Source organism: Flavobacterium psychrophilum, from assembly GCA_001708385.1.
Classification (GTDB): domain Bacteria; phylum Bacteroidota; class Bacteroidia; order Flavobacteriales; family Flavobacteriaceae; genus Flavobacterium; species Flavobacterium psychrophilum_A.
In genome coordinates, this window is record CP012388.1 from 2543856 (window position 1) to 2567749 (window position 23894).

At 39.3% G+C, this 23894-nt stretch carries 20 protein-coding genes; 12 read left to right on the forward strand and 8 right to left on the reverse strand.

Going from position 1 to position 23894, the window contains the following annotated elements; translation table 11 throughout:
• Nucleotides 1-381 precede the first annotated feature (381 nt).
• Together ALW18_11105 and ALW18_11110 are read left to right on the forward strand one after the other, a co-directional pair.
• The gene (locus ALW18_11105; GenBank protein ID AOE53013.1) at nt 382-816 is read left to right on the forward strand and encodes a hypothetical protein; all 435 of its coding nucleotides are present in this window, start codon (nt 382-384) and stop codon (nt 814-816) included.
• Between the two features lie 198 nt (nt 817-1014).
• Nucleotides 1015-2070 carry a radical SAM protein gene (locus ALW18_11110; GenBank protein AOE53014.1) on the forward strand — a complete coding sequence of 352 codons (1056 nt, stop codon included), beginning with the start codon at nt 1015-1017 and terminating at the stop codon, nt 2068-2070.
• Nucleotides 2071-2367: 297 nt separating this feature from the next.
• Here the strand turns inward: ALW18_11110 and ALW18_11115 are convergent, their stop codons facing one another.
• The 5 genes from ALW18_11115 to ALW18_11135 form a co-directional block, all read right to left on the reverse strand.
• Nucleotides 2368-3798: a pyruvate kinase gene (locus ALW18_11115; protein ID AOE53015.1), complete on the reverse strand. Its 1431-nt coding sequence runs from the start codon at nt 3796-3798 to the stop codon at nt 2368-2370.
• A 4-nt stretch (nt 3799-3802) separates the two neighbouring features.
• Nucleotides 3803-4291: a hypothetical protein gene (locus tag ALW18_11120; GenBank protein AOE53016.1), complete on the reverse strand. Its 489-nt coding sequence runs from the start codon at nt 4289-4291 to the stop codon at nt 3803-3805.
• A gap of 118 nt (nt 4292-4409) precedes the next feature.
• On the reverse strand, nt 4410-5156 hold the full coding sequence (locus ALW18_11125) for a ribonuclease III (GenBank protein AOE53017.1): 747 nt from the start codon (nt 5154-5156) through the stop codon (nt 4410-4412).
• Nucleotides 5157-5168: 12 nt separating this feature from the next.
• Complete coding sequence (locus tag ALW18_11130; protein AOE53018.1) at nt 5169-6422, reverse strand: 3-oxoacyl-ACP synthase; 1254 nt, start codon at nt 6420-6422, stop codon at nt 5169-5171.
• 206 nt (nt 6423-6628) lie between these two features.
• Nucleotides 6629-6865 carry an acyl carrier protein gene (locus ALW18_11135; GenBank protein AOE53019.1) on the reverse strand — a complete coding sequence of 79 codons (237 nt, stop codon included), beginning with the start codon at nt 6863-6865 and terminating at the stop codon, nt 6629-6631.
• Nucleotides 6866-7042: 177 nt separating this feature from the next.
• On the opposite strand from ALW18_11135, the gene ALW18_11140 reads away from it, so the two are divergent.
• The 4 genes from ALW18_11140 to ALW18_11155 are packed head-to-tail and all read left to right on the forward strand — an operon-like array spanning nt 7043 to nt 9106.
• On the forward strand, nt 7043-7606 hold the full coding sequence (locus tag ALW18_11140) for a phosphoribosylglycinamide formyltransferase (protein AOE53020.1): 564 nt from the start codon (nt 7043-7045) through the stop codon (nt 7604-7606).
• A 10-nt stretch (nt 7607-7616) separates the two neighbouring features.
• Nucleotides 7617-8078, forward strand: coding sequence for a hypothetical protein (locus tag ALW18_11145; protein AOE53021.1), 462 nt, complete (start codon nt 7617-7619; stop codon nt 8076-8078).
• A gap of 39 nt (nt 8079-8117) precedes the next feature.
• A complete protein-coding gene (locus ALW18_11150; GenBank protein ID AOE53022.1) occupies nt 8118-8594 on the forward strand; it encodes a ribonuclease HI in 477 nt (158 codons plus the stop codon).
• Between the two features lie 14 nt (nt 8595-8608).
• Entirely contained in the window at nt 8609-9106 is a 498-nt protein-coding gene (locus tag ALW18_11155) for a hypothetical protein (protein ID AOE53023.1), read from the forward strand.
• Between the two features lie 85 nt (nt 9107-9191).
• On the opposite strand, the gene ALW18_11160 is transcribed toward ALW18_11155, so the two are convergent.
• A complete protein-coding gene (locus tag ALW18_11160) occupies nt 9192-9683 on the reverse strand; it encodes a hypothetical protein (protein AOE53024.1) in 492 nt (163 codons plus the stop codon).
• Nucleotides 9684-9985: 302 nt separating this feature from the next.
• Here ALW18_11160 and ALW18_11165 point away from each other — a divergent pair, with 302 nt between their 5' ends.
• A complete protein-coding gene (locus ALW18_11165; GenBank protein AOE53025.1) occupies nt 9986-10918 on the forward strand; it encodes a sugar kinase in 933 nt (310 codons plus the stop codon).
• A 70-nt stretch (nt 10919-10988) separates the two neighbouring features.
• Nucleotides 10989-12887, forward strand: coding sequence for an amidophosphoribosyltransferase (locus ALW18_11170; GenBank protein ID AOE53026.1), 1899 nt, complete (start codon nt 10989-10991; stop codon nt 12885-12887).
• Nucleotides 12888-13471: 584 nt separating this feature from the next.
• On the opposite strand, the gene ALW18_11175 is transcribed toward ALW18_11170, so the two are convergent.
• Entirely contained in the window at nt 13472-14080 is a 609-nt protein-coding gene (locus ALW18_11175; GenBank protein ID AOE53027.1) for a superoxide dismutase, read from the reverse strand.
• Nucleotides 14081-14200: 120 nt separating this feature from the next.
• Here ALW18_11175 and ALW18_11180 point away from each other — a divergent pair, with 120 nt between their 5' ends.
• From ALW18_11180 to ALW18_11195, 4 genes are all read left to right on the forward strand, one after another.
• A complete protein-coding gene (locus tag ALW18_11180; GenBank protein AOE53028.1) occupies nt 14201-17341 on the forward strand; it encodes an ATP-dependent helicase in 3141 nt (1046 codons plus the stop codon).
• Nucleotides 17342-17405: 64 nt separating this feature from the next.
• Nucleotides 17406-18599: a 2-amino-3-ketobutyrate CoA ligase gene (locus tag ALW18_11185; protein ID AOE53029.1), complete on the forward strand. Its 1194-nt coding sequence runs from the start codon at nt 17406-17408 to the stop codon at nt 18597-18599.
• Nucleotides 18600-18705: 106 nt separating this feature from the next.
• Nucleotides 18706-20088: a cell envelope biogenesis protein OmpA gene (locus tag ALW18_11190; protein AOE53030.1), complete on the forward strand. Its 1383-nt coding sequence runs from the start codon at nt 18706-18708 to the stop codon at nt 20086-20088.
• A gap of 66 nt (nt 20089-20154) precedes the next feature.
• Entirely contained in the window at nt 20155-22929 is a 2775-nt protein-coding gene (locus tag ALW18_11195) for a hypothetical protein (GenBank protein ID AOE53031.1), read from the forward strand.
• 146 nt (nt 22930-23075) lie between these two features.
• Here ALW18_11195 and ALW18_11200 read toward each other — a convergent pair whose 3' ends face one another.
• Nucleotides 23076-23858: an alpha/beta hydrolase gene (locus ALW18_11200; GenBank protein ID AOE53032.1), complete on the reverse strand. Its 783-nt coding sequence runs from the start codon at nt 23856-23858 to the stop codon at nt 23076-23078.
• Nucleotides 23859-23894: the final 36 nt, after the last annotated feature.

The following is a 23894-nucleotide window of genomic DNA, read 5'->3' on the forward strand; positions in this document are numbered from 1 at the left end:
CGCTTTCTATGCGCCCGATATAGCTGTTACTATCTACGACCGCTATGGAAAGATACTGGCATCATTTAAAGGCACAAGCCCGGGTTGGGACGGAACACTAAACGGTTACCAGCTTCCGGCATCAGACTATTGGTTTGTGGCAACACGGGCAAATGGAAAAGAATATAGAGGACACTTTTCTATGATGAGGTAAGTATACATTTACAAAATAAAGAGGCTGTGCATATTGCACGGCCTTTGTTATTTCGATAAATGTGCAGTTCGTCGTTTTTTTTGGTAGTGTGCAGAATAAGAGTTTATAAACCGGAAAATTTAATAGTTTCGCAATGTTAAAAAAAACTTAATTTTCTAAATTTGTTATAAATTCTAATACCGTTCCCCATGCATAACTACATTCTATTTATTGGTCTTATGGCGGCATTTATGTTCTTTCTTATAGATAAGAATTTGCTACCCGGTACGTTGATTGCGAAAAAGCAGATACTTGAAAGGCTTGCAAGTAATAAACAGAGGGATGTAGAACTTCGAACTGCGTTTGAAAATCTTGTGGCGTTTAATAGTGCGTGGTCGCTTATCGCTTTTCCTGATAGCGATGTTACCTACGCAGAATATATAGACCTGCTGAATGAGAAAGCAAGTATGGAATATGCAGATTTGGAGTTTGAAAATCTTAGGTCGCGCAGACTGAACAGGCGTGAAACCGCCGATTATCTTGAAAAGATAAAAGGACAGGAAGATGCACTTCAGGCACTTCAGGCCGATCTTAATTTTCAAAAGAAGCAGTTCAGACAGGTAACGTTACTTTCGGCGTCTTAAATTTCTCACCGCTATCCTTTAAGAATTCTATGGCTTATGTAAGAGTCATAAGAGTTTACATGCTAAAAAAATAACAGCCACTTTTGTATGCCCTTTATTTATTGGGCAATGCATTTTTGTTGATAACCTGCCGCGCAGTTTAACGCAAAAACACATCGCTATTTCTTACTTTGCTTCGGGTAAAAAGGAGGCAAAAAGATGGAAAAGAATAAGATAAAAGGACAGGGAGCGGTAACAAATATTCATAATCACTTTATTAAGAACCGCTACGAAACGTCTATCTATCAGGATGATTACGAAGAGGAAATTGCCAAAACCAAAGTGCTGGAGGTTTTTCCTAAAACGATTGTCAATCCTGTAAAGAGCCCCGATCTTTCTATGGCCTATTCTATGAACCCTTATCAGGGATGCGAGCATGGCTGTGCCTATTGTTTTGCGCGCCCAACACATGAATATTGGGGATATAGCGCGGGCGTAGATTTTGAGCGTGTTATTATGGCAAAGAAAAATGCGCCACAGCTCTTAGAAAAGTTCTTCCAGAAGCGTGGCTATAAGCCCGAACCTATCTTAATGTCCGGTAATACCGATTGTTACCAACCCATAGAGCGCAAGCTTGAAATTACCCGTGCACTTTTGCAGGTGTGTCTTGATTACCGGCATCCGGTCAGCGTGCTTACTAAGAATGCGCTTATTACCCGCGATATTGATATACTTGTAAAGCTAGCCGAAAAAAACCTTGTAAACGTATCGCTAAGCATTCCGACAATAGACGAGGATTTAAGGCGTAAACTCGAGCCGCGCACATCTTCCGTCAATACAAAGCTAAAAGCGCTGGAAACGCTTTCTAAAGAGGGAATTCCTACCCATGTAATGGTCGCTCCGATGATACCCGGACTAAATACGCCCGAAATTCTTACGATAGTAAAAACTATTGCCGAAAAAGGCGCCCAAAGCTTTGGGTATACACTTGTTCGCCTTAACGATACAGTTGAGCCTGTTTTCATAGACTGGCTAGAAGAGCATTACCCCGATCGTAAAGATAAAGTACTACACCAGATAGCCTCAATGCACGGCGGTAAGCTTGGCGAAAAGCAGGTTTTTAAACGCCGCACCGGCGAAGGAAACATTGCGGATATGATTCACACGACTTTTAAAATTGCCCGCCAGAAATTCTTTTCAGGTAAAGACCCGGTGCAGCCCTTGGCAATTCATCATTTTGATGGCACAAAAGGGGAGCAGCTGAGTCTTTTTTAGGATCAGACCTTGCACGGCTAAATAGTCATTATAGGTCAATTTATCTTACTTTAACAGATATATTAGGCTAAAGCCATTAAAATAGACTTCTATACCGGGATTTATTTTATGTTTTGCCGCTGGCTTTAGCCAGAGGATGAAAGAATTCATTATCATTTAAGCTCAAATAACAAAACCTGTGTGGTAGCAAGTAGAAAGAAACAATTTGTGCAACTATTGGCGAAATTTTCCAAATAAAAAAAGCCACCCTTTTCAGGACGGCTTTTTAATAGATATTCTTTTTTGGAAAGAAAGCTGTTACTCGATTTCAGATACCCTTAGGGTGTTAACCATACCTTTATCTACAACAGGCATTGCTGCAAGGTTGATAAGGAAGTCACCTTTTTCAACAAATCCTTTTTCTTTAGCAATCTGGTTAACGTCTTCTACGGTTTCATCTGTACTAGAGAATTTGTCGTAGAAAAATGCATTAACACCCCAAAGAAGGTTAAGCTGTGTAAGGATAGTTCTGTTAGATGTAAATACTAAAATAGGTGCGCTTGGCCTCCATGCAGAGATCTGGAATGCTGTATACCCACTGTTTGTAAGTGTACAGATACCTTTAGCTTTAATTACGTTAGCCATTTGTGCTGCGTGGTGACAAATTGTTTTAGTAATAAAACGTTTTGTACGAACCTGTGGTGTGTTTTGTGGTACAGTAATTAGCGGAGAATCTTCAACAGCTTCAATAATCTGTGTCATTTTCTCGATAACCTGAACCGGGTAGTTACCTACAGATGTTTCGCCTGAAAGCATTACGGCATCAGCACCATCCATTACAGAGTTGGCAACGTCGTTTACTTCAGCACGTGTAGGTGTAAGGCTAGTAATCATTGTTTCCATCATCTGGGTAGCAACAATTACAGGTATACGTGCCGTTTTAGCACGGTTGATAAGTTTTTTCTGGATAAGCGGAACCTCCTGTGCAGGAATTTCAACACCAAGGTCTCCACGGGCAACCATAAGTCCGTCACAGAAAGCAACGATCTTGTCGATGTTCTCAACACCTTCCGGTTTCTCGATCTTAGCAATAATCGGAATTTTATGTGCAGAGTGCTCGCTGATAAGGTCCTGAAGCTCTTCAAGGTCTTTTGGCGTACGCACAAAAGAAAGAGCGATCCAGTCTACCTTTTCTTTACATGCAAAAATAGCATCTCTGATATCTTTTTCTGTAAGCGCAGGAAGCGATACTTTTGTATTAGGAAGGTTTACACCTTTTTTAGATTTAAGAGGGCCACCTTGTATAACCATGGTTTTAACCTCGTCACGACGGTTTGTTTCAAGAACCTCAAACATAAGTTTACCATCGTCAAGAAGTATTTTCTCTCCTGGGTTAACATCGTTAGGGAACTCTTTGTAGTTCATGTAAACTCTTTCTGCAGTACCAGGCACGTCTTCAGCTGTCTGGAAAGTGATAATATCACCCCTGTTTACAATAACATCCTCTTTCATTACCCCAACACGAAGTTTAGGGCCTTGTAAATCGGCTAATATAGAAGTGTTGTAGCCAAACTCGTCATTAAGGCCTCTAATCATTTCTATACGTTCTTTAACGTCAGTATAGTCAGCATGAGAGAAGTTAATCCTGAATACGTTTACACCTGCATCGATCATATCTTTCAGTACTTCCCTTGTACTGCATGCAGGTCCTAATGTTGCTACAATTTTAGTTTTTTTTCTTGTCGGCATTCTTTTAAAAAATTAAATTGTTTTTAGATTTCAATTTCTTGTGATCAATAGTATAGGCTGTGGTAATCTGGTTAATGTGCAATAGTTTTTCAACTACTTCATCGGGCTCAAAGAGCGACGGCACATTTTCAATCTTTAGCACATAATCCACCTTTTTAAGTTCGGGCATCAGAAAAACGCTTGTTTGTATTGACAAGCCCGTGTCTTCAAATAAAGAGGTTGTTGTGTTGCTTTGCATAGACATTACCCTGTTCTTGTTTTGTATCAGGTTCCATGCGCTTTCGTTACCGGGGTCTTCAAAGATAAACCTTGAAAAACAGCTTTCCCCTTCGTTAATGGTGACCCAAATATCATTCGGGCTCTTCTCAAGCAGTATAGATAATTCCCTGTTTATAAAATAGGCAAGCCTATAATCCTCAAGGGAAGAATGTATGGCAATCAATTCGTAATCGACTGTAACAAAATCGTCAATCATTAATTTGTAAGTAGCCATAGTTGATACTAAAATAACGACCGTAAATATACAACTTAATGTTAAGAATAAAGACCCTAACTCATTAAGTTTGTGCTATTTTATTCACGAAAACGTTATAGTTTGATGTGAACTTGCCTTATTTTTTGTTAATTTTTTCCTGAAATGCAAAAAAAGCGCGTTGAGATGCTTTCTCTTCTGCCTTTTTCTTAGAAGTGGCTCTGGCGCGTGCAATTATCCTGCCGTCTATTTTGAGTTTTACAGCAAAATGCTTCTGTCCTTCAGTACCATTGTCTTCGTAAACCTCGTACTGAAAGCTTTTCTTTTGTTTTTGGCACCATTCTATAACAAGGCTTTTGTAGCTTATAACCTTGCCTTCCAGTTTAGGAATATCTACATAAGGGGCAATTACTTTTTTCTGGATAAATTTCTCGCACCATACAAAGCCGCGATCAAGATAGATAGCGCCAATAAGGGCTTCAAAAAGATTGCCGTGAATGTTTTCGCCAAAATGCTGTGCCGATACTTTGCTCTCTACCCATTTTATAAGGTTAAGGTCGCGGCCAAGCTCGTTAAGATGCTCGCGGCTCACAATTTTAGAACGCATTTTGGTAAGATAGCCTTCGTCTCCTGTAGGAACTTCGTTAAACAGGTGTGCGGCAATTACAGAGCCTAACATAGCGTCGCCCAAAAACTCCAGTCTCTCGTAATTTACGGGATGCCCGTTTTCGTCCAGCTTGTTAGACGACCTGTGGGTAAATGCCCTGCGGTAGTGGGTAATTTCGGTTGGCTGAAAGCCAAGTATTTTGGTCATCTCCTCAAAAAAAATCCCGTCTTCCGGAGAGAGACGGGTATTTTTAGAGAATATTTTTTTAATGATACCCATAATCTGGTATTATTAAAGATCTATTTTTTTCACAAGTACACAAGCATTGTGTCCGCCAAACCCAAAGGTATTACTCATTACCACTTTCATGTCTCTTTTCTGAGCCTTGTTAAAGGTAAAGTTAAGCTTAGGGTCTATGTTCTCATCATCCGTAAAGTGGTTGATAGTTGGTGGTACAATACCGTGTTTTATAGACAGGATAGAAGCTATAGTCTCGATGGCTCCGGCAGCACCTAAAAGGTGGCCTGTCATAGATTTTGTAGAGTTTAGGTTAAGGTTGTAAGCATGTTCACCAAAAACTTCAATAATAGCTTTAGATTCTGCTATGTCGCCAAGAGGTGTAGATGTACCGTGCATGTTAACACCGTCTACATCTTCCGGTTTTAAGCCGGCATCCCTTAAGCAGTTTATCATAACATTGCGTGCGCCAAGCCCTTCCGGGTGTGGAGCAGTAATGTGGTGTGCATCGGCACTCATACCTCCGCCGCCAACTTCGCAATATATAGTTGCGCCCCTTGCAATAGCGTGCTCATACTCTTCAAGTACAAGTGCACCTGCCCCTTCGCCAAGAACAAAACCTTCACGGTCTTTATCCATTGGGCGGGATGCCGTTTGCGGGTCGTCGTTTCTTGTAGAAAGTGCGTGCATAGCGTTAAAACCGCCCATGCCCGCAATTGTAACTGCTGCTTCACTACCACCGGTAAGAATAACATCTGCATGTCCTAACCTAATGTAGTTAAATGCGTCTATCATAGCATTGGTAGACGATGCACAAGCAGAAACCGTTGTAAAGTTAGGTCCCCTGAAGCCATATTTTATAGAGATGTGGCCTCCGGCAATGTCTGCAATCATTTTAGGGATAAAGAATGGGTTAAATTTAGGTACTCCCGGTCCTTTGGCCCAGTTGATAACTTCCTCCTGGAAAGTTTCAAGTCCGCCAATACCAGAGCCCCATATTACGCCAACTCTGTCTTTATCTAAAGTGTCAAAGTCAAATTTTGCATCTTTAACCGCTTCATCTGTAGCAACAATGGCATACTGAGCGTAACGGTCCATTTTTCTTGCTTCTTTACGGTCTATAAAATCTTCAACATTGAAATTTTTTACCTCACAGGCAAATTTAGTCTTGAAGTTAGTCGTGTCGAAATAAGTAATAGGGGCAGCACCGCTTACTCCGTTAATAAGCGCATTCCAGTATTCTTCAACGTTATTTCCTATAGGTGTAAGTGCTCCCAGTCCTGTTACTACAACTCTTCTTAATTTCATAAGGTCAATTTTATAGTTTCAAATTTATAGAACAATACCCATGTGCTCTACTAAAAGATAAGAAAACATGGGCATTGGTGATATTTTTTTATGAAAGTGCTTTATCTTTAAAAGACTCTCATCTTTTTTCGGGTGATTTTGGCCTTAATTTTCCAATAAATAATAACATCCATGTAATTAAGCACTACATGGATGTTTAATATTTATTATTTTTTTGCTTCTTCGATGTAAGAAATAGCCTGACCAACAGTAGAAATGTTTTCTGCCTGATCATCCGGAATCTGAATGTCAAATTCTTTTTCAAACTCCATAATAAGCTCAACAGTGTCTAATGAATCCGCTCCTAGATCATTTGTGAAGCTAGCTTCTGTTACAACCTCGTTTTCGTCAACACCTAATTTGTCTACGATAATCGCTTTTACTCTTGATGCAATGTCTGACATAATCTTTAATTTTAGAATTTAAATTGAATGGCAAAAATAAAAAACTTTATTTTAAAACCGCATCTTCGTCAAAAAATGTAGCACTAAAGTAGAAAATTAATTTTAGAATGTTCTTAAAACGCCGTTATTTTGCAGGATATTAAACTTTTTCGCGTACCGTAAAATTCTTTCCAAAAAATGAAAAAAATCATCCTTTTTGCTTCAGGTGGGGGCTCTAATGCAGAGCAGATCATGCAGTATTTCGACGAGAAACAGGGTTATGCCGTGTCTGCCGTGCTAACAAACAACCCAAATGCGGGAGTTATAGAAAGAGCAAAAAAGTATAATATACCTACATATGTATTCGATCGCGAAGCTCTAAATGAAGGAAAAGTGCTTCAATGGGTAAACGAAATCACCCCGGACCTGATAGTTCTTGCCGGATTTTTGTGGAAATTCCCGTCAGACATCATAGGTCACTATCCTCATAAAGTAATAAATATACATCCGGCACTGCTTCCAAATTATGGTGGAAAAGGTATGTACGGAATGAACGTGCACCGTGCGGTTCATGAAAATAAAGAGAAAGAAAGTGGAATTACCATTCATTATGTAAATGATAATTATGACGAAGGCAATGTTATTTACCAGCATGCCGTTGCGATAGAAGAGTGTCTTAGTCCCGAAGAAGTTTCGCTTAAAGTGCTAGCATTAGAGCATGAGCATTTTCCGAGGGTTATTGAGGAGATTTTAAGTCAGTAAAATTTTGAAAATGAAACGATTTGAAAATTTGAAAATTTTAGGGGTCGTCATAATTATGATGATGTTGTTTGTTAGCTGTGATGATAACAAAAAGACAGTGAAAATGCCTATATCCTTTAAGCAGGAGAACTGTGACGCTGATTTCGATATATTCTTTAAAAAGTTCGCTTCGGATAGTGTTTTTCAAAAGCTCCATGTAAAGTTTCCTTTGAGAAACAGTCATCTCAATGATGATTACAATGATATGATTAGGAAAGATATTCCTCTTTCAAAATATACATTTATAGATTTCGGTAGGCATAAAGACGCGATGAAAAATGAATATGATAAGTTTAATGTAGAGGTTAAAAAGAGTAAAGACAGTGTTTTCTACTTCATGAAAGGCTACGATAACGGAATAATGACAGAGATGAAATTTTATTACGATGGAAGTTGCTGGAAGATGGTAGAAATAGTTGATCAGTCGACGTAACAAATAACCAAATCTACAAATAACCAAACCGCCAAGAAAATGCATACAGTACATATATATACAGATGGCGCAGCCAAGGGAAACCCTGGTCCCGGAGGCTATGGCGTGGTCATGGAGTTGGTGGGGCAATCCTACCGTAAGGAGTTTTACGAAGGTTTTCGCCTTACGACCAACAACCGTATGGAGCTGCTTGCTGTAATTGTAGGGCTTGAAAAGCTAAAAACACCGGGTACCAGTGTTCTTGTAATATCAGATTCTAAATATGTGGTTGACTCTGTGTCTAAAGGCTGGGTTTTTGGCTGGGAGAAAAAAGGCTATAAAGACAAGAAGAATCCCGACCTTTGGAAGCGTTTCCTTATTATATACCGTCAGCATAAAGTCGACTTTAAATGGATAAAGGGGCATAACAACCATCCTCAAAATGAGCGTTGCGACCAATTAGCGGTTATGGCATCTACCCAGCCGCAACTGAATATCGATGCGTATTATGAAAATATAGGCAGGCACGCTCAATAACTAAAATCAAAATAATGAATATTACCTCATATACATCTATTGACAATTTAAGCTTTACAGACTCTTACGATACAGTAAAATCTAAACTTGAATACGACTTCGAAGAAAATACTACAGAGATTATGGATATTATCTATCCGGTATCATATGTAGAAGCCTTAGATATGGTTATTCAGTTTAGTGTAAATGGTTCTGGAATTCGATTTTTTGAGTTTTTCCAGCCTAAAATGGAGCTGCTTTGTGGTGATGCAAAAGTTTCGGGTAATTACGTAGAGGTGTTACGCCAGGTAAGGGAGATTGATGAGGATATTGAACAGGATAATGATGGCTTTGTTTCGGCTAAACTTGGTATTACTGTTAACCGTCAGCTTGAAGGCGGACTTTATTCCAGCAAGGTAGAAGGTCTTATTGTTTTTAGTAAAGATTACTTTGAAGAGCCTGAAGCAGACGAAGACGATTTTTTAAAGTTTTACCTGGGTTATAATCCGTTTGATGGGGAAGGTGAAGAGTAATTATTGTTTTGGTTTGTTTTTGTAATTCTACTAGGCATAGTGCAGCAGTTCTACGTCTAAAAATCCAAAAATCAGATTTTCCAATCTACCATTTAATCTCAGCATCGAGAATTTTGGTGAGTGCTTTTCTTGCTTTTTTGTTCTCGCTGTTAAAGCCGGCATTTATAAGTCCAATGCCAATAGCTAATAATATCGTAGGTATAAGTACTGCTGTTTTAGATCCGCCTTTATGAAAACCTGCAAGAGAAATTAATATTATGCCTAACGTTAAACCTCCCAGCCATAAAATCATGAATTTTGTTGCGCTGTTGCTTGGTTTAAGCTTAAGCTTAATACTGGTGCCATTATCGGCTTCCTGAAATTCGCCCGATATCTCCGGGAAATACATACTGCTGTTCGTAATACTACGTTTTAATACAAACGAATTGTTTTCCATTAGGCCTTCAAAAACATGCTCCTCTGTTTGCGGGAAAGCGCCATAACCTTGTGGTAACACATGGTTGTTAAGACGCTCAAACACCAGTGCTTTAGTAAGCGGTGTTTGCAGGGTTAGCTGTTCTGACGGTAATAAATTCATGTAAAAGGAGTATTTTTACAGACCTATGGTCGTATGTCAGTAATTGGTAATGTTTTTGTAAATATAGAAAAAGATTTATATTGATATCTGCAAATCGTTGTCAATATTTTATGTTTTATGATAGGTTTATAAATATTTAATAATGTTCTCTTAATACTGCGTCTCGTTATAATAACGTTATCGTAAAATATAATTGGTAAGGTATTGATTTTGTATATGATAGCATAGTAGAATTTGATAACCAATTTTTTGTAAGTATTGAAGATATAGAGTATCTTTGCGCCTTCAATTTCATCACTTTTATGAATAAATTACTGATTGTAGGTACCGTAGCTTTTGATGCTATAGAAACGCCTTTTGGCAAAACCGGTAAAATTCTTGGTGGCGCCGCCATGTATATAGGGTTTTCAGCATCATTTTTTAAAGTTAAATCGGCTATCGTATCAGTGGTAGGAGATGATTTTCCTCAGGAATACCTGGATCTTTTTACGGAAAGAAATATAGATATATCTGCACTTGAGGTAGTAAAAGGCGGTAAAAGCTTTTTTTGGAGCGGCCGTTACCATAACGACCTTAATTCCCGCGATACTTTAGATACACAACTTAACGTACTGGCTGATTTTAAGCCTGTAGTTCCTGAAAACTTTAAAGATTCTGAAGTGGTTATGCTGGGTAACCTGCACCCTTTGGTTCAGATAAGTGTTTTAGATCAGCTTACTGCAAAACCTAAGCTTGTAGTGCTGGATACTATGAACTTCTGGATGGACTGTGCTTTGCCGGAACTTCTTGAAGTTATTAAACGTGTAGATGTTATTACTGTAAACGATGAAGAGGCACGCCAGCTGACGGGAGAATATTCTTTGGTTAAGGCTGCTGCTAAAATACAGGCAATGGGGCCTAAGTTTGTGGTTATTAAAAAAGGAGAGCACGGCGCTTTACTTTTCAATGACAAACAGGTGTTCTTTGCGCCGGCACTTCCGCTGGAAGAGGTGTTTGACCCAACAGGGGCAGGCGATACTTTTGCAGGTGGATTTGCAGGTTATATTGCACAAAGCGAAAACATATCGTTTGACAATCTTAAAAATGCTATTATATACGGTTCTAATATGGCTTCTTTCTGTGTAGAGAAGTTTGGGCCGGAACGAATGATACAACTCCAGAAAGAGGAGGTGCTGGAGCGCCTACAGCAATTCAGGGCTTTAACGCAGTTTGATATTGCGCTGGAAAATGAATAATGAAACACTAAGCCCAATTGCGGGCTTTTTTTAATAAGAATACAACAACAACTACACACAACACACTATTATGAGTGACGCTTTAAAACATGAATGCGGTATTGCGCTGTTAAGATTATTAAAGCCATTAGAATACTACAAAGAGAAATATGGTACTGCTTTTTACGGTATACAGAAAATGTACCTGCTTATGGAAAAGCAGCACAACCGCGGACAGGACGGTGCCGGTTTTGCCAGTATTAAATTAGATGTTAAACCGGGACAGCGATACATCAGCAGGGTGCGCTCTAACCAGCAGCAGCCTATACAGGATGTGTTTAAGCAAATCAATGAGAGAATCAATGAAGAGCTTACAGAACACCCTGAATATAACGACAGCGTTGCGGCGCAAAAAGAAAACCTGCCCTATATTGGTGAGGTATACTTAGGGCACGTGCGTTACGGTACATTTGGTAAAAACAGCATAGAGAGCGTTCACCCGTTCCTGCGCCAGAATAACTGGATGCATCGCAACCTTATTGTAGCCGGTAACTTTAACATGACAAATGTTAAGCAGCTTTTTGATAGCCTTGTAGATCTTGGCCAACATCCTAAAGAGCTTGCCGATACCGTTACTGTAATGGAAAAGATAGGTCATTTTCTAGATGGTGAGGTTGCAGACCTTTACCAGGATTGTAAAGCCGAAGGGTATACAAAACAAGAAGCTTCTCCTGTAATATCAGAACGATTAAATATTGCTAAAATACTTAAGCGCGCTTCTAAGCAATGGGATGGCGGTTATGCTATGGCAGGAATGATTGGTCATGGTGACAGCTTTGTTTTCCGTGATCCTGCAGGTATACGTCCGGCATACTACTATCAGGATGATGAGATTGCAGTTGTAGCATCGGAAAGGCCTGTTATCCAGACGGTATTTAATGTTGCGTTTGAAGATGTAAAAGAATTAGATCCGGGCCACGCTTTCATCGTTAAGAAAAGTGGTAAGGTATCGGTAGAAGAAATTATACCTGCACTTCCTAAAAAAGCATGTTCTTTTGAAAGGATCTACTTCTCAAGAGGTAGTGATGCAGAAATCTATGAAGAGCGTAAAGAACTTGGAAGGTTAGTATTGCCTCAGGTGCTTGAAGCTATTGAAAGTGATACAGATAATGCTGTTTTCTCGTACATTCCTAACACGGCAGAGACGTCGTTCTTTGGTTTGGTTGAAGCGGCGCAGGATTTCCTTAACCAGCGTAAGAACAAGCATATTCTTGAACACAGGAACACGCTTACAGAGCAAACGCTTGAAGAGCTTCTTAAGGTTAAGATACGTACAGAGAAGATAGCAATTAAAGATGCTAAGCTTAGAACGTTTATTACTGAGGACAGCAGCCGTGACGACCTTGTGGCTCACGTATACGATGTTACTTACGGCGTTATTAAGCCGGAAGATAACCTTGTTATTATAGATGACTCTATTGTTAGGGGAACTACCCTTAAAAAGAGTATTCTTAAAATGATGGACAGGCTTAATCCTAAGCGTATAGTGGTCGTGTCTTCTGCACCGCAGATCAGGTACCCTGACTGTTATGGTATTGATATGGCAAAGCTTGAGGGCTTAATTGCTTTCCAGGCTGCACACGAACTGCTTAAGGAAAGAGGGCTTTCTCATATTGTAGATGAGGTTTATAAAAAATGTAAGGCGCAGGAAAACCTGCCTGATACAGAAGTGGTAAACCATGTAGTAGATTTCTATGCACAGTTTACAGATCAGGAAATTTCAGATAAAATTGCAGCGATGCTTAGTTCTGAAGGTATTAGGGCTGAGGTTAAGATTATCTTCCAAAGTGTGGATAACCTTCACAAGGCGTGTCCTAAGAATCTTGGTGACTGGTACTTTACAGGGGACTATCCTACACCGGGTGGAAACCGTGTTGTGAACCGCGCATTTATAAACTTCTACGAAGGAAACGACGCAAGAGCATACTAAATTTCGGCTTAACGAATTTTACGGTATTTCATCGGAAAATTTTGCCGGGGTTTGAAATTATATATACATTCGCCTCAGAAAATAGCATTAGTAAAATTAATTTTTACAGTATTTTTGGGGGCAGAGAAAGGGAAAACGGAAACGTTTTCCCTTTCTTATTTTAGAACATATTGGTAATATACCTGTTGGTTATATTTTAATAGTGTAGGATAAATCGTAAATGTTAACAAAATGCATTTTATCTATTTTTTGTGTATTTCAACGATTTTGCATGCAGTTTGTCTAAATTTTTTGTGTAACTGTCGATAAGACTATATGTTTACAGTAAGAAAATAGCATTAGTAAATTAATTTTTACGGTATTTTTGGGGGCAAAAAAAGGGAAAATGGTAACGTTTTCCCTTTTTTATTTACAATTCTTAGAGAATAGTGGCAGATATGCTCTAACTTCTCAAATATTCTATATTGTTATAAATAATAACTGATTATGCTTATTTTGCATTTCAATCTAAACTCATATAATTAACAGTACAAAAAAACGGATGCCTTTTGGCATCCGTTTAGATATAAGAATTTTAATGTATCTTATTTTTCAAGAGCATAACGTCTTGCAACTTCTTCCCAGTTAATTACACTAAAGAAAGCTTCAATATAATCAGGTCTTCTGTTTTGGTAGTTTAGGTAATAAGCATGTTCCCAAACATCAAGTCCAAGAATTGGAGTGCCTCCGCAGCCAATTTCCGGCATTAGTGGGTTGTCCTGGTTTGGTGTGCCGCAAACTTCAAGTTTACCACCTTTATGAACGCAAAGCCAAGCCCATCCAGAACCAAACTGAGTTGCAGCAGCTTTAGCAAATTTTGCTTTAAATTCTTCAAAAGAACCAAAAGCTTTATCAATAGCCTCTTCAAGTTCGCCTGTTGGCTCGCCTCCGCCTTTTGGCGAAAGAATAGTCCAGAAAAGGTTGTGGTTGTAAAAACCTCCACCGTTGTTTCTAACAGCAGCGTTAGAAAGGTCAAGGTTAATAAGTATATTTTCTATAGTTTTACCTTCAAGATCTGTTCCTGCAATTGCAGCGTTTAAGTTGGTTGTATACGCATTATGATGCTTTGTGTGGTGAATCTCCATTGTTTTGGCATCAATATGTGGTTCCAGGGCGTCATATGCGTATGGAAGTTTTGGTAATTCAAAGGCCATAATATCGGTAGTTTAAAAGATTAATATTAATTTTAAATCCAAATTTACAGATTTTAAGGTTTACAATAAATAACTTTTTGTTATAATTTCCTGCTTTAAAATTTAAAACATTCATTATAAGTGCATAAAACTGCTTTTTCCATATATAATGCTTCGGCTGGTTCGGGTAAAACCTACACTCTGGTAAAAGAGTACCTGCGCATACTTTTACAAAGTTCAACAGATGATGCTTACCGAAAAATTCTTGCCATAACGTTTACCAATAAAGCGGTGCAGGAAATGAAGGGGCGTATTATTCTAAATCTTTCCGATTTTTCTAAAGAAGATTCGGGTACACGTGCCGATGCCTTAATGAAAGTACTTTCTGCAGAGACAGGATTGTCTATCGCTACAATAAAAGATAAGTCGCGATCTATTATAAAAAACATCATCCATAATTATGCGGCGTTTGATATTTCTACGATTGACCGTTTTACGCATAAGGTAATACGAGCTTTTGCACACGATCTTAATTTATCGGTATCTTTTGATGTGTCTTTGGAGACCGACAGCCTTTTGCAGGAAGCGGTAGATGCCATCATCGCAAAGGCGGGAGAAAATGATGTTCTTACTGCGCTTTTGGTTGATTTTTCATTAGATAAAACCGACAACGATAAAAGCTGGGATGTTACGTACGAACTTTTTGAAACCGGAAAACTACTGATTGACGAAAATAACCGTAATGAATTAGGTCAGTTTAAGGATAAAACTATTGAAGAATTTCTTTTTATAAAGGAGAAGCTAAAACAATCTGTAGCTGCGCTTGAAGCAGATAATGTTGCTGTTGCTACAGAAATGCTTGCCTTAATAGATAGCAGGGGGATAGATCATAAGTCTTTTTCGCGGGGAACATTTCCAAATCATATTGGTTATATCCGTGATAATACATTGCAAAGCAGCCATAAGCGTTTTCATGAGTTTGACGATGTCCAGATAAACAAAACAGCAAAAGACCGTGATGTTATAGAGAGTATACTGCCGGAACTGCTTGCATTACTTTTAAAAGCATATAAAAATTACGAGAAGCGTAACTTTTACCAGGCATTCCTTAAAAATATTACGCCACTATCGCTGCTTAATTCAATAGGGCAGGAACTGGAACGTATCCAGAAAGAACAGAATGTACTTTCGATATCAGAATTCAACGCAATAATTCACAGGGAAATTCAGAATCAGCCGGCTCCTTTTATATATGAGAGACTGGGTGAACGCTACCGCCACTTTTTTATTGATGAATTTCAGGATACATCGCAAATGCAATGGAATAATCTTGTTCCGCTTATTGACAATGCGCTTTCATCTGAAGATTTATTAGGCGACCGCGGATCGTTAATGATTGTGGGCGACCCTAAACAGTCTATTTACCGTTGGCGCGGTGGTAAGGCAGAACAGTTTATAGAGTTGGGTAAAGAAGAGTTTAACCCATTCTCAAATCCGGATAAACAGATAGTAAACCTTGCGTCTAACTTTAGGAGTTACAGCGAGGTGATTGACTTTAATAATAAGTTCTTTTCTTTTCTTTCGGGAGAATTTGAGAACGATGACTATAAAACAATGTATGCTGCCAGCGGGCAGGAAGTTAATCCTAAAACCGGGGGCTATGTAAATATATCCTTCATTCCGGAAATTCAACAGGAACTGGAGGAAGAGACTGATAAAGACACTTTTTATCTTGAAGCTACATTGGCTGCCATTAATAAGGCTATTGCTAATGGGTTTACGTATAAAGATATTGTGTTACTAACGCGTAAGCGAACGCCCGGAGTTCTTTTGGCAAATTATCTTACCGAGCAGAACATACCTATATTATCATCTGAAACACTACTTATTGAAAATGCCACCGAGGTTAAGCTGATTGTTAACCTGTTGCGCTATCTTAAGACTAATGAAAATATAGAGGCAAAAGCACACTTTTTATACTTTGCAGCAACTACTCAAAGTAGTATTGCTGTACATGATTTTATAGCCGAAGGTATGGCGCAGCCTACCGAGGAGCACCTTGAAAAATGGCTGGCGTTATACAATATAAATATATCGTTTAAAAATTGCCGTAAGCGATCGCTGTATGAAGCGGTAGAAACCATTGTTGATGCTTTTGTAAAAGAGAAAAGTAACCAGAGTTATGTGCAGTATTTCCTTGACCTTGTGTTGGAGAGGGATATGCGCACGCAATCTGGTATTGCAGATTTTCTTGATTACTGGGATAATAACGGATCGCGATTTAGTATTCCTTCGCCGGAAGGTAACGACGCGGTGCGTATTATGACTATTCATAAATCTAAAGGTCTGGAGTTTCCGGTGGTTATCTTTCCGTTTGCCGAGGAAGATTATAGCCGTTCGCCACGCAGCAAGATGTGGCTGGAACTGGATGATACTACGTTTGAGTTTCAGAAAGCCCTGGTAGACAGTAATAAGGATGTTGCCCAGTATGGCGAGAAAGCATCAGAACTTTACTTTATTAAATCGCAGGAAGAGTTGTTGGATAACATTAATATACTATACGTAGCGCTTACCCGTGCTGAAGAACAAATGTATATTATAAGCAACAGGAACTTTACCAGTAAGGGAGAGCTGACCAATAATATGTCGTCTTACTTTATAAAATACCTAATGCAGAAACAGCTTTTTGATAACCAGGTGGCCGATTATGAGTTTGGAGATAGTAAGAAACTATCTGATCAATCAGAAATTCAGGAACAGCAGAAAAACATTAAGGTAGTAGCAGAACGCTTTAGTCCGCGTGGGGTTAAAATCGCGCAGCGTGAATCGCTTATGTGGGGTACGGCAAGACTACAGGCTATAGAGTTTGGTAATGTAATGCACGAAATACTATCCTTTATAAAAACGGAGAATGATATTCCGTTTGCGCTGATAAAGGCTATCGAAGACGGATTAATAGTACGCAGCCAAAAAGATGAGGTCGAGAAAACCTTAAAAGCGGTTATATTCCATCCGGAACTGAATGTTTTCTTTGCTGAAGGTAACACCATTTATAATGAACAAAGCATTATCCGTCATGAAGTGCAGACCATAAAACCCGACAGGGTTGCTATAAATGGTACAACCGCCTTGCTACTGGATTATAAAACGGGAGTACATCAGGCAAAGTACGCCGCTCAGCTGGCGTCTTACCAACTGGCACTGGAAGAAATGGGATTGCAGGTGGTGAAAAAAACACTCGTATATATAGGTGAAGATATAAATGTGGTAAATTTGCCGTAGCGTAGGATTTTTTGTCAGGCGTGGCGCACAACAAACTTAGTAAAACAACAAACCCAAAATAAAAATGTACGGAAAGATCAAAGAACATCTGGCTGCCGAGCTGGATACAATAAGAGAAAACGGACTTTATAAAAAAGAGCGTATTATCGCTTCGCCACAAGGCGCAGAGATTACATTAGATTCAGGACAGAAAGTATTAAACTTTTGCGCCAACAATTATCTTGGGCTGTCTTCGCACCCGGAAGTAATTGAGGCTGCAAAAGATGCACTGGATACACACGGATTCGGTATGTCTTCTGTACGTTTTATTTGCGGTACACAGGATATTCACAAACAGCTTGAAAAAGAGGTTGCTGATTTTTACGGAACAGAAGATACTATATTATATGCTGCAGCATTTGATGCTAACGGTGGTGTATTTGAACCTTTATTAGGAGAAGAAGATTGTATTATATCAGACAGTCTTAACCATGCTTCTATTATAGATGGTGTTCGCCTTTGTAAAGCAGCGCGTTACCGTTATACGAATAACAATATGGAGGAGCTGGAGCAGCAACTTATAAAAGCTACTGAAGAAGGCCGTCGTTTTAAACTTATAGTTACAGATGGTGTTTTCTCTATGGATGGGCTTGTAGCTCCGCTTGATAAGATTTGCGACCTTGCTGATAAATATGATGCTATGGTAATGGTAGATGAATGCCATGCTGCAGGTTTTATTGGTGCTACCGGAAAAGGTACACTTGAAGCTAAAGGTGTAATGGGCAGGGTAGATATTATTACAGGTACTTTTGGTAAGGCACTTGGTGGTGCGATGGGTGGATACACAACTGCTAAGAAGGAAATTATTGAAATACTAAGACAACGTTCAAGGCCGTACCTTTTCTCAAACTCGCTTGCGCCGTCTATTGTTGGGGCTTCGCTAAAAGTGTTCGAACTGCTTAAAAAAGATACAAGCCTTAGGGATAAACTGGAGTGGAATACCAATTACTTTAAAGAAGGTATGAAGAAAGCCGGCTTTGATATTATTGATGGAGACTCTGCAATTGTGCCTGTAATGCTTTACGATGCAAAATTGTCTCAGACAATGGCTGACGAACTACTTAAAAAAGGAATATACGTAATAGGGTTCTTTTTTCCTGTAGTTCCAAAGGACAAAGCAAGGATAAGAGTCCAGCTTTCAGCGGCTCATACACAGCAACATTTAGACCATGCAATTGCTTCGTTTACAGAAGTTGGGAAAGCGTTAACTATAATTTAACGACATTTTAGAGACATACGTAGGATAAATTTTAATAAAACGTTTTGCTGTTCGATTTTAACAAAGTAAATTTGTCATCATATAACCTTTGTAATTAAAATAAAGTATGAAACATCTTAACAAACTATTCGTTGCTGCACTTATGGCTCTGAGCTTTAATGCACAGGCGCAGGACGAAGACAATCCATGGGCCATCGGCTTTGGTGTAAATGCGGTTCACACTCGTTTTGGAGCTGCTACTGAATTTCAGGATAAGTTCTCTAAATTCTTCAAAACTGAAGAATGGAATGTACTTCCTTCAGTATCTTACATTACTGTGTCAAGACACGTAGGTGACAATTTCTCAATTGGTTTAACAGGGTCTGTTAATAAAATAGACAAAGTTATCTCTCCTACAGGTGGAGGAGGTCTAAGACTTGATAATGTTGACGATCTTACTTATTACGGAGCTGACGCTGTTATTAAATACAGCATCCTTCCTAAAAGCTGGTTTAACCCATTCATCCACGTTGGTGGAGGTTACACGTGGTTAGATAACCAAGGTAACGGTACAGTTAATGGTGGTATTGGTTTTAACTTCTGGTTTACAGAAAATGTTGGACTTACAGTACAATCAACTTACAAACATTCATTCGAAGATCAGGCGGAAGCTAATGTACCAAGACACCTACAGCACTTTGCTGGTCTTACATTCAAATTTGGTGGAAAAGACACAGATAAAGATGGTATCTATGATAAAGACGATCTTTGTCCTGAAGTACCAGGTCTAAAAGAATTCCAGGGATGTCCTGATACAGATGGTGATGGTATTCCAGACAAAGATGACGCATGTCCTGAAGTAGCTGGTCCTAAAGAATTCCAAGGATGTCCTGATACAGACGGTGATGGTATTCCTGATAAAGATGACGCATGTCCTGAAGTAGCTGGTCCTGCTAGCCTACAAGGATGTCCTGATACAGACGGTGATGGTATCGCTGATAAAGATGACAAATGTCCGGATGTTGCTGGTCCTAAAGAAAACGCAGGTTGCCCTTGGCCAGATACTGACGGTGACGGTGTACTAGATAAAGATGATCTTTGTCCAGATGTTAAAGGTACTGCTGCTAACCGTGGTTGTCCTGAAGTAACTGAAGAAGTTATCAAAAAACTAAACGAGTACGCTAGAACTATCCTATTCAACAGTGGTAAAGCGACTTTCAAAAACGAAACATTCGCAGTTCTTGAGAATATGAACAAAATATTCAAAGAATACCCAGCTTCAAGATTTATCCTTGAAGGACACACTGACAGTGATGGTAGCAACGCACTTAACCAGACGCTATCTGAAAACAGAGCAGCTGCAGTTAAAACTTGGTTAGTTGAGAATGGTATCGCTGCTGACAGACTAAGATCTGTAGGATTTGGTGAAACTAAACCAATTGCATCTAACAAAACTGCAAAAGGTAAAGCTCAAAACAGAAGAGTTGAAGTTAAGCTTATCAAAGAATAAGTAAACATTCAAAATAAATAAGGAAGCGTCCCCGATTTTTCGGGGACGTTTTTTTATTTTTACCCCATGGCAAATGTAACTTTCCTTGATAAGCTCAGTACACAACTAATTCATGATTTTGGTAATAACCTTCCCGATGCAGTAGTAGTACTGCCTAATAAAAGGGCAAGGATATTTTTGCTTGAAGCCCTTAAAAAGCAATTGGATGTTACCGTGTTTGCTCCTGAAATCATCAGTATTGAAGATTTTGTGCAGAATGTATCGAGTATCCGCTCTATAGATGCTATAGAATTGTTATTTGAATTTTACTCGCTTTACATTGGCCTTACGCCAAAAGAAAAGCAACAGCCTTTTGAAACCTTTGCCAACTGGGGTAAAACACTGCTTCAGGATTTTAACGAGATAGACCGTTATCTTTTAAATCCGGCGCACGTGCTTACCTATCTTGAAAACATACAGGAAATAGAACACTGGGCGGTAGATGTAGATAAACGCACTACCATGATAGAGAATTATCTGGAGTTCTGGAAACTGCTTCCGTCATACTATAATTCACTTTATGCGCATTTGTTAGAAAAAGGTGCAGGTTACCAGGGATTAATTTACCGTGAAGCCGTAAATAACATCCACCACTTCTCTAATGCCTTTACAAAAGGGCAAATGGTATTTGCCGGATTCAATGCGTTAAATGCTGCCGAAGAAAAAATCATACAACATTTAATGTCTGTTGGGCAGGCAAAAATATATTGGGATATCGATAATGCTTTCCTGAGTGATCCGTATCATGATGCAGGGTTGTTTATACGTCGTTTTAAAAAAGAATGGAAACAATACTCATCGCAATCATTTGAATGGATTACAGATGAATTTAGCCAGCCTAAAAACATACACATTATTGGTACGCCAAAGACTGTTGGTCAGGCTAAGATAGCGGGAGAGCTGGTAGAGCAATTTCAAAACGAAGGGCACAGCCTCGATAAAACAGCGCTGGTACTTGGTGAAGAAAGTATGCTTATACCCTTACTGTATAGTTTGCCAAAAAGTGTTGGTGCACTTAACATTACTATGGGTTACAGCAGCCGAAACAATCCGGCGCAGCTTCTTATACAAAAGCTGTTTAAGCTGCATACCAATGCTATTAACCGAAACGAAAAAAGCTATACGCTATATTACCGCGAAGTACTCGATGTACTTACGCATCCTTTAGTTGAGCCTTATTCGGGAGCGGGTGAGCTTATAGAAGCTATTAACCGTAATAACTTTACCTTCTTTTCGCATAGTAAGCTTTTTGAGCTTCATGCGGATGCATCGCCGTTTTTCCGATTGTTATTTGAGCGTTGGGATACAAGTGTAGTAGATATATTGGCGCGATTGTCTGATATTCTTGTAGCACTTAAGGGGTTTATGAGCAGTGATGAAGAAGAGGATAAAATAGCCAAGGCATTTTTGTATTCTATATTTAAGGTAGTAAATAAGCTTATTAATTATCACGAAGCGCATCCGGAGATGAGCAATCTTACGGTGCTTTATTCTATTTACAAACAGGTTATTGATCTTGCTGAGGTTTCTTTTGAAGGAGAGCCGTTGTCGGGATTGCAGATCATGGGGGTTTTAGAAAGCCGTGTGCTTGATTTTGAGAATGTAATTATTACATCTATGAATGAAGGAAAATTCCCGGCGGGTAAAACGCAGAATTCTTTTATTCCTTATGATGTAAAACGCGAACTGGGATTGCCAACCTACAAAGAAAAAGATGCTATTTACAGTTTTCACTTTTATCACCTTCTTATGCGGGCTAAAAACGTGTACCTGCTTTACAATACCGAGAGTGAAGGTCTTGATGCTGGTGAACGCAGCCGCTTTTTGACCCAACTGGAAATTGAAAAGAAACCAAACCATAACCTGACTACCGAAATTTACAATGCAGTGCTTCCGCCAAAAGCGTATGAACCTATGGTGGTGCCAAAAACCGAAAAGGTTATGGAACGCCTTAAGGAAATTGCGACAGTAAAAGGATTTTCACCATCGGCATTAACGGGTTATATTCGTAATCCTATGCAGTTTTATTACCAGAGAGTGTTGCGTATCCGTGAGGCAGAAGAGGTAGAGGAAAGCATAGCTCTAAATACGTTGGGAACAATTATTCACGGTGCCTTAGAGAAGCTGTACACGCCATATATTGATAAATTTCTTGCGGTACACGATATTGACAACATGGCTACCCTTGCCGATGATGAGGTTATGGTGCAGTTTAAGGATGTGTATAAGGAAGGTGAAATTAAAAAAGGGCGTAACCTTTTGGCCTTTGAAGTTGCCAAACGTAACGTACACAATTTCCTGAAACAGGAAAAAAACAGTATTGCCGGCGGCGATGCTATTAAAATATTGGCGTTAGAACATAAATATGACCGTTTGTTAGAAGATAGCCGCTTGCCATATCCCGTAATGATATCGGGTAATATTGACCGTATTGAAGAACGAAACGGTCGTGTTCGTATTACCGACTATAAGACCGGAAAAGTGGAGAAGGGCAATCTGGTGCTTAAAACTTGGGATGGCCTACCGGCAGATCTGAAAAATGAAAAGATAATCCAGTTGCTTACATACGCTTTTATGCATGAGCCGTTAGGTAAAGGGATGGAAACCGAAGTTGGTATCATCTCTTTTAAAAACATGAAAAACGGATTCATGCATTTTTGTTTTAAGGATGGTTTCGACAGGTCGGCACCAGTTCAGGATTTTATTGATTCAGCTATGCTTGAAGAATTTAAAACCCAATTGGTAATACTGATAAATGAGATTTTGAATGCAGATATTCCTTTCGAGGAGAAGATACAGTAGCGAGTGTTCAGTTTTCAGTATTCCCATTGGGACGCGGATGACGCGAATTCGGCGTCATTCTTTCATTTCAACGAGGAGAAATCTCTTTTAGATTCTTCGACTCCGCCGCGTTATGCTCAGAATGAAGAGTTGGGGGATAAATAATATTAACACCCCTTAAAAAACTCAAGGGTTTGTTTTAGCAAATCCTCCCTGCATTCAATATGGCTCATGTGTCCGTATGGATGGGTAATGAGTTTAACCTCGGTGCCTTCAATCTGGTCGACGTGTTCGTCATAAACAAGACTTTGGTCGTGTTTGCCAAGAACTAAAAGAATAGGGTAGGGTGCAAAGTGCAGTATTACTTCGCGGTCTTTGCGTATTTTCATGCCTTCTAAGGCGGCAACAATACCCTGAAGCGGGGTTTTTACAGCCTGCTCACGTAGTGCTTCTATATCGGCAGCAAATCGTTCTCTGTTCTCTTCGCTAAAGAGGTTTGCAATGCTCATGCGTACAAAAGCAGTGTAATTCTGTTTTACAGCTTTAATAGCGCGGTCACGATTAGCTTTACGATCATCACTATCGGCACGTGCGGTAGAATTCTGCAATACCATGCCTTTAATCATATCGGCATATAATTCGGCGAATGCCAATGCTACATACCCCCCCATAGAGTGTCCCATGAATATGGCTTTGCGTATACGCAGCTCGTGTAGAACCGCATGTACTGCATCGGCCATGTCTTCCATTGTGTGAACATAGCCCAGGCATTCTGTTTCGCCATGTCCAAGAAGGTCTATGGTGATAACCCTATATTTTTTAGTATACTGATCTACAAAAAAATCCCACATGGTACTGTTTTCCAAAAAGCCATGCAGCATAACAATAGCAGTACCTTTTCCGGTATCGGAATAAGCGAGGTTGATATTTTTGTAGTTTAAGAGTTTCAATGTTGTTGAGTTTATGGTTTCATCCAGTTCGTCATT

Coding starts and splice junctions, on each gene's coding strand:
- ALW18_11175 (AOE53027.1), bottom strand. CDS start 14,080: ATGGCCTTTGAATTACCAAAACTTCCATACGCATATGACGCCCTGGAA.
- ALW18_11195 (AOE53031.1), top strand. CDS start 20,155: ATGGCAAATGTAACTTTCCTTGATAAGCTCAGTACACAACTAATTCAT.
- ALW18_11170 (AOE53026.1), top strand. CDS start 10,989: ATGAGTGACGCTTTAAAACATGAATGCGGTATTGCGCTGTTAAGATTA.
- ALW18_11190 (AOE53030.1), top strand. CDS start 18,706: ATGAAACATCTTAACAAACTATTCGTTGCTGCACTTATGGCTCTGAGC.
- ALW18_11115 (AOE53015.1), bottom strand. CDS start 3,798: ATGCCGACAAGAAAAAAAACTAAAATTGTAGCAACATTAGGACCTGCA.
- ALW18_11145 (AOE53021.1), top strand. CDS start 7,617: ATGAAACGATTTGAAAATTTGAAAATTTTAGGGGTCGTCATAATTATG.
- ALW18_11120 (AOE53016.1), bottom strand. CDS start 4,291: ATGGCTACTTACAAATTAATGATTGACGATTTTGTTACAGTCGATTAC.
- ALW18_11130 (AOE53018.1), bottom strand. CDS start 6,422: ATGAAATTAAGAAGAGTTGTAGTAACAGGACTGGGAGCACTTACACCT.
- ALW18_11165 (AOE53025.1), top strand. CDS start 9,986: ATGAATAAATTACTGATTGTAGGTACCGTAGCTTTTGATGCTATAGAA.
- ALW18_11105 (AOE53013.1), top strand. CDS start 382: ATGCATAACTACATTCTATTTATTGGTCTTATGGCGGCATTTATGTTC.
- ALW18_11135 (AOE53019.1), bottom strand. CDS start 6,865: ATGTCAGACATTGCATCAAGAGTAAAAGCGATTATCGTAGACAAATTA.
- ALW18_11150 (AOE53022.1), top strand. CDS start 8,118: ATGCATACAGTACATATATATACAGATGGCGCAGCCAAGGGAAACCCT.
- ALW18_11140 (AOE53020.1), top strand. CDS start 7,043: ATGAAAAAAATCATCCTTTTTGCTTCAGGTGGGGGCTCTAATGCAGAG.
- ALW18_11185 (AOE53029.1), top strand. CDS start 17,406: ATGTACGGAAAGATCAAAGAACATCTGGCTGCCGAGCTGGATACAATA.
- ALW18_11110 (AOE53014.1), top strand. CDS start 1,015: ATGGAAAAGAATAAGATAAAAGGACAGGGAGCGGTAACAAATATTCAT.
- ALW18_11155 (AOE53023.1), top strand. CDS start 8,609: ATGAATATTACCTCATATACATCTATTGACAATTTAAGCTTTACAGAC.
- ALW18_11125 (AOE53017.1), bottom strand. CDS start 5,156: ATGGGTATCATTAAAAAAATATTCTCTAAAAATACCCGTCTCTCTCCG.
- ALW18_11160 (AOE53024.1), bottom strand. CDS start 9,683: ATGAATTTATTACCGTCAGAACAGCTAACCCTGCAAACACCGCTTACT.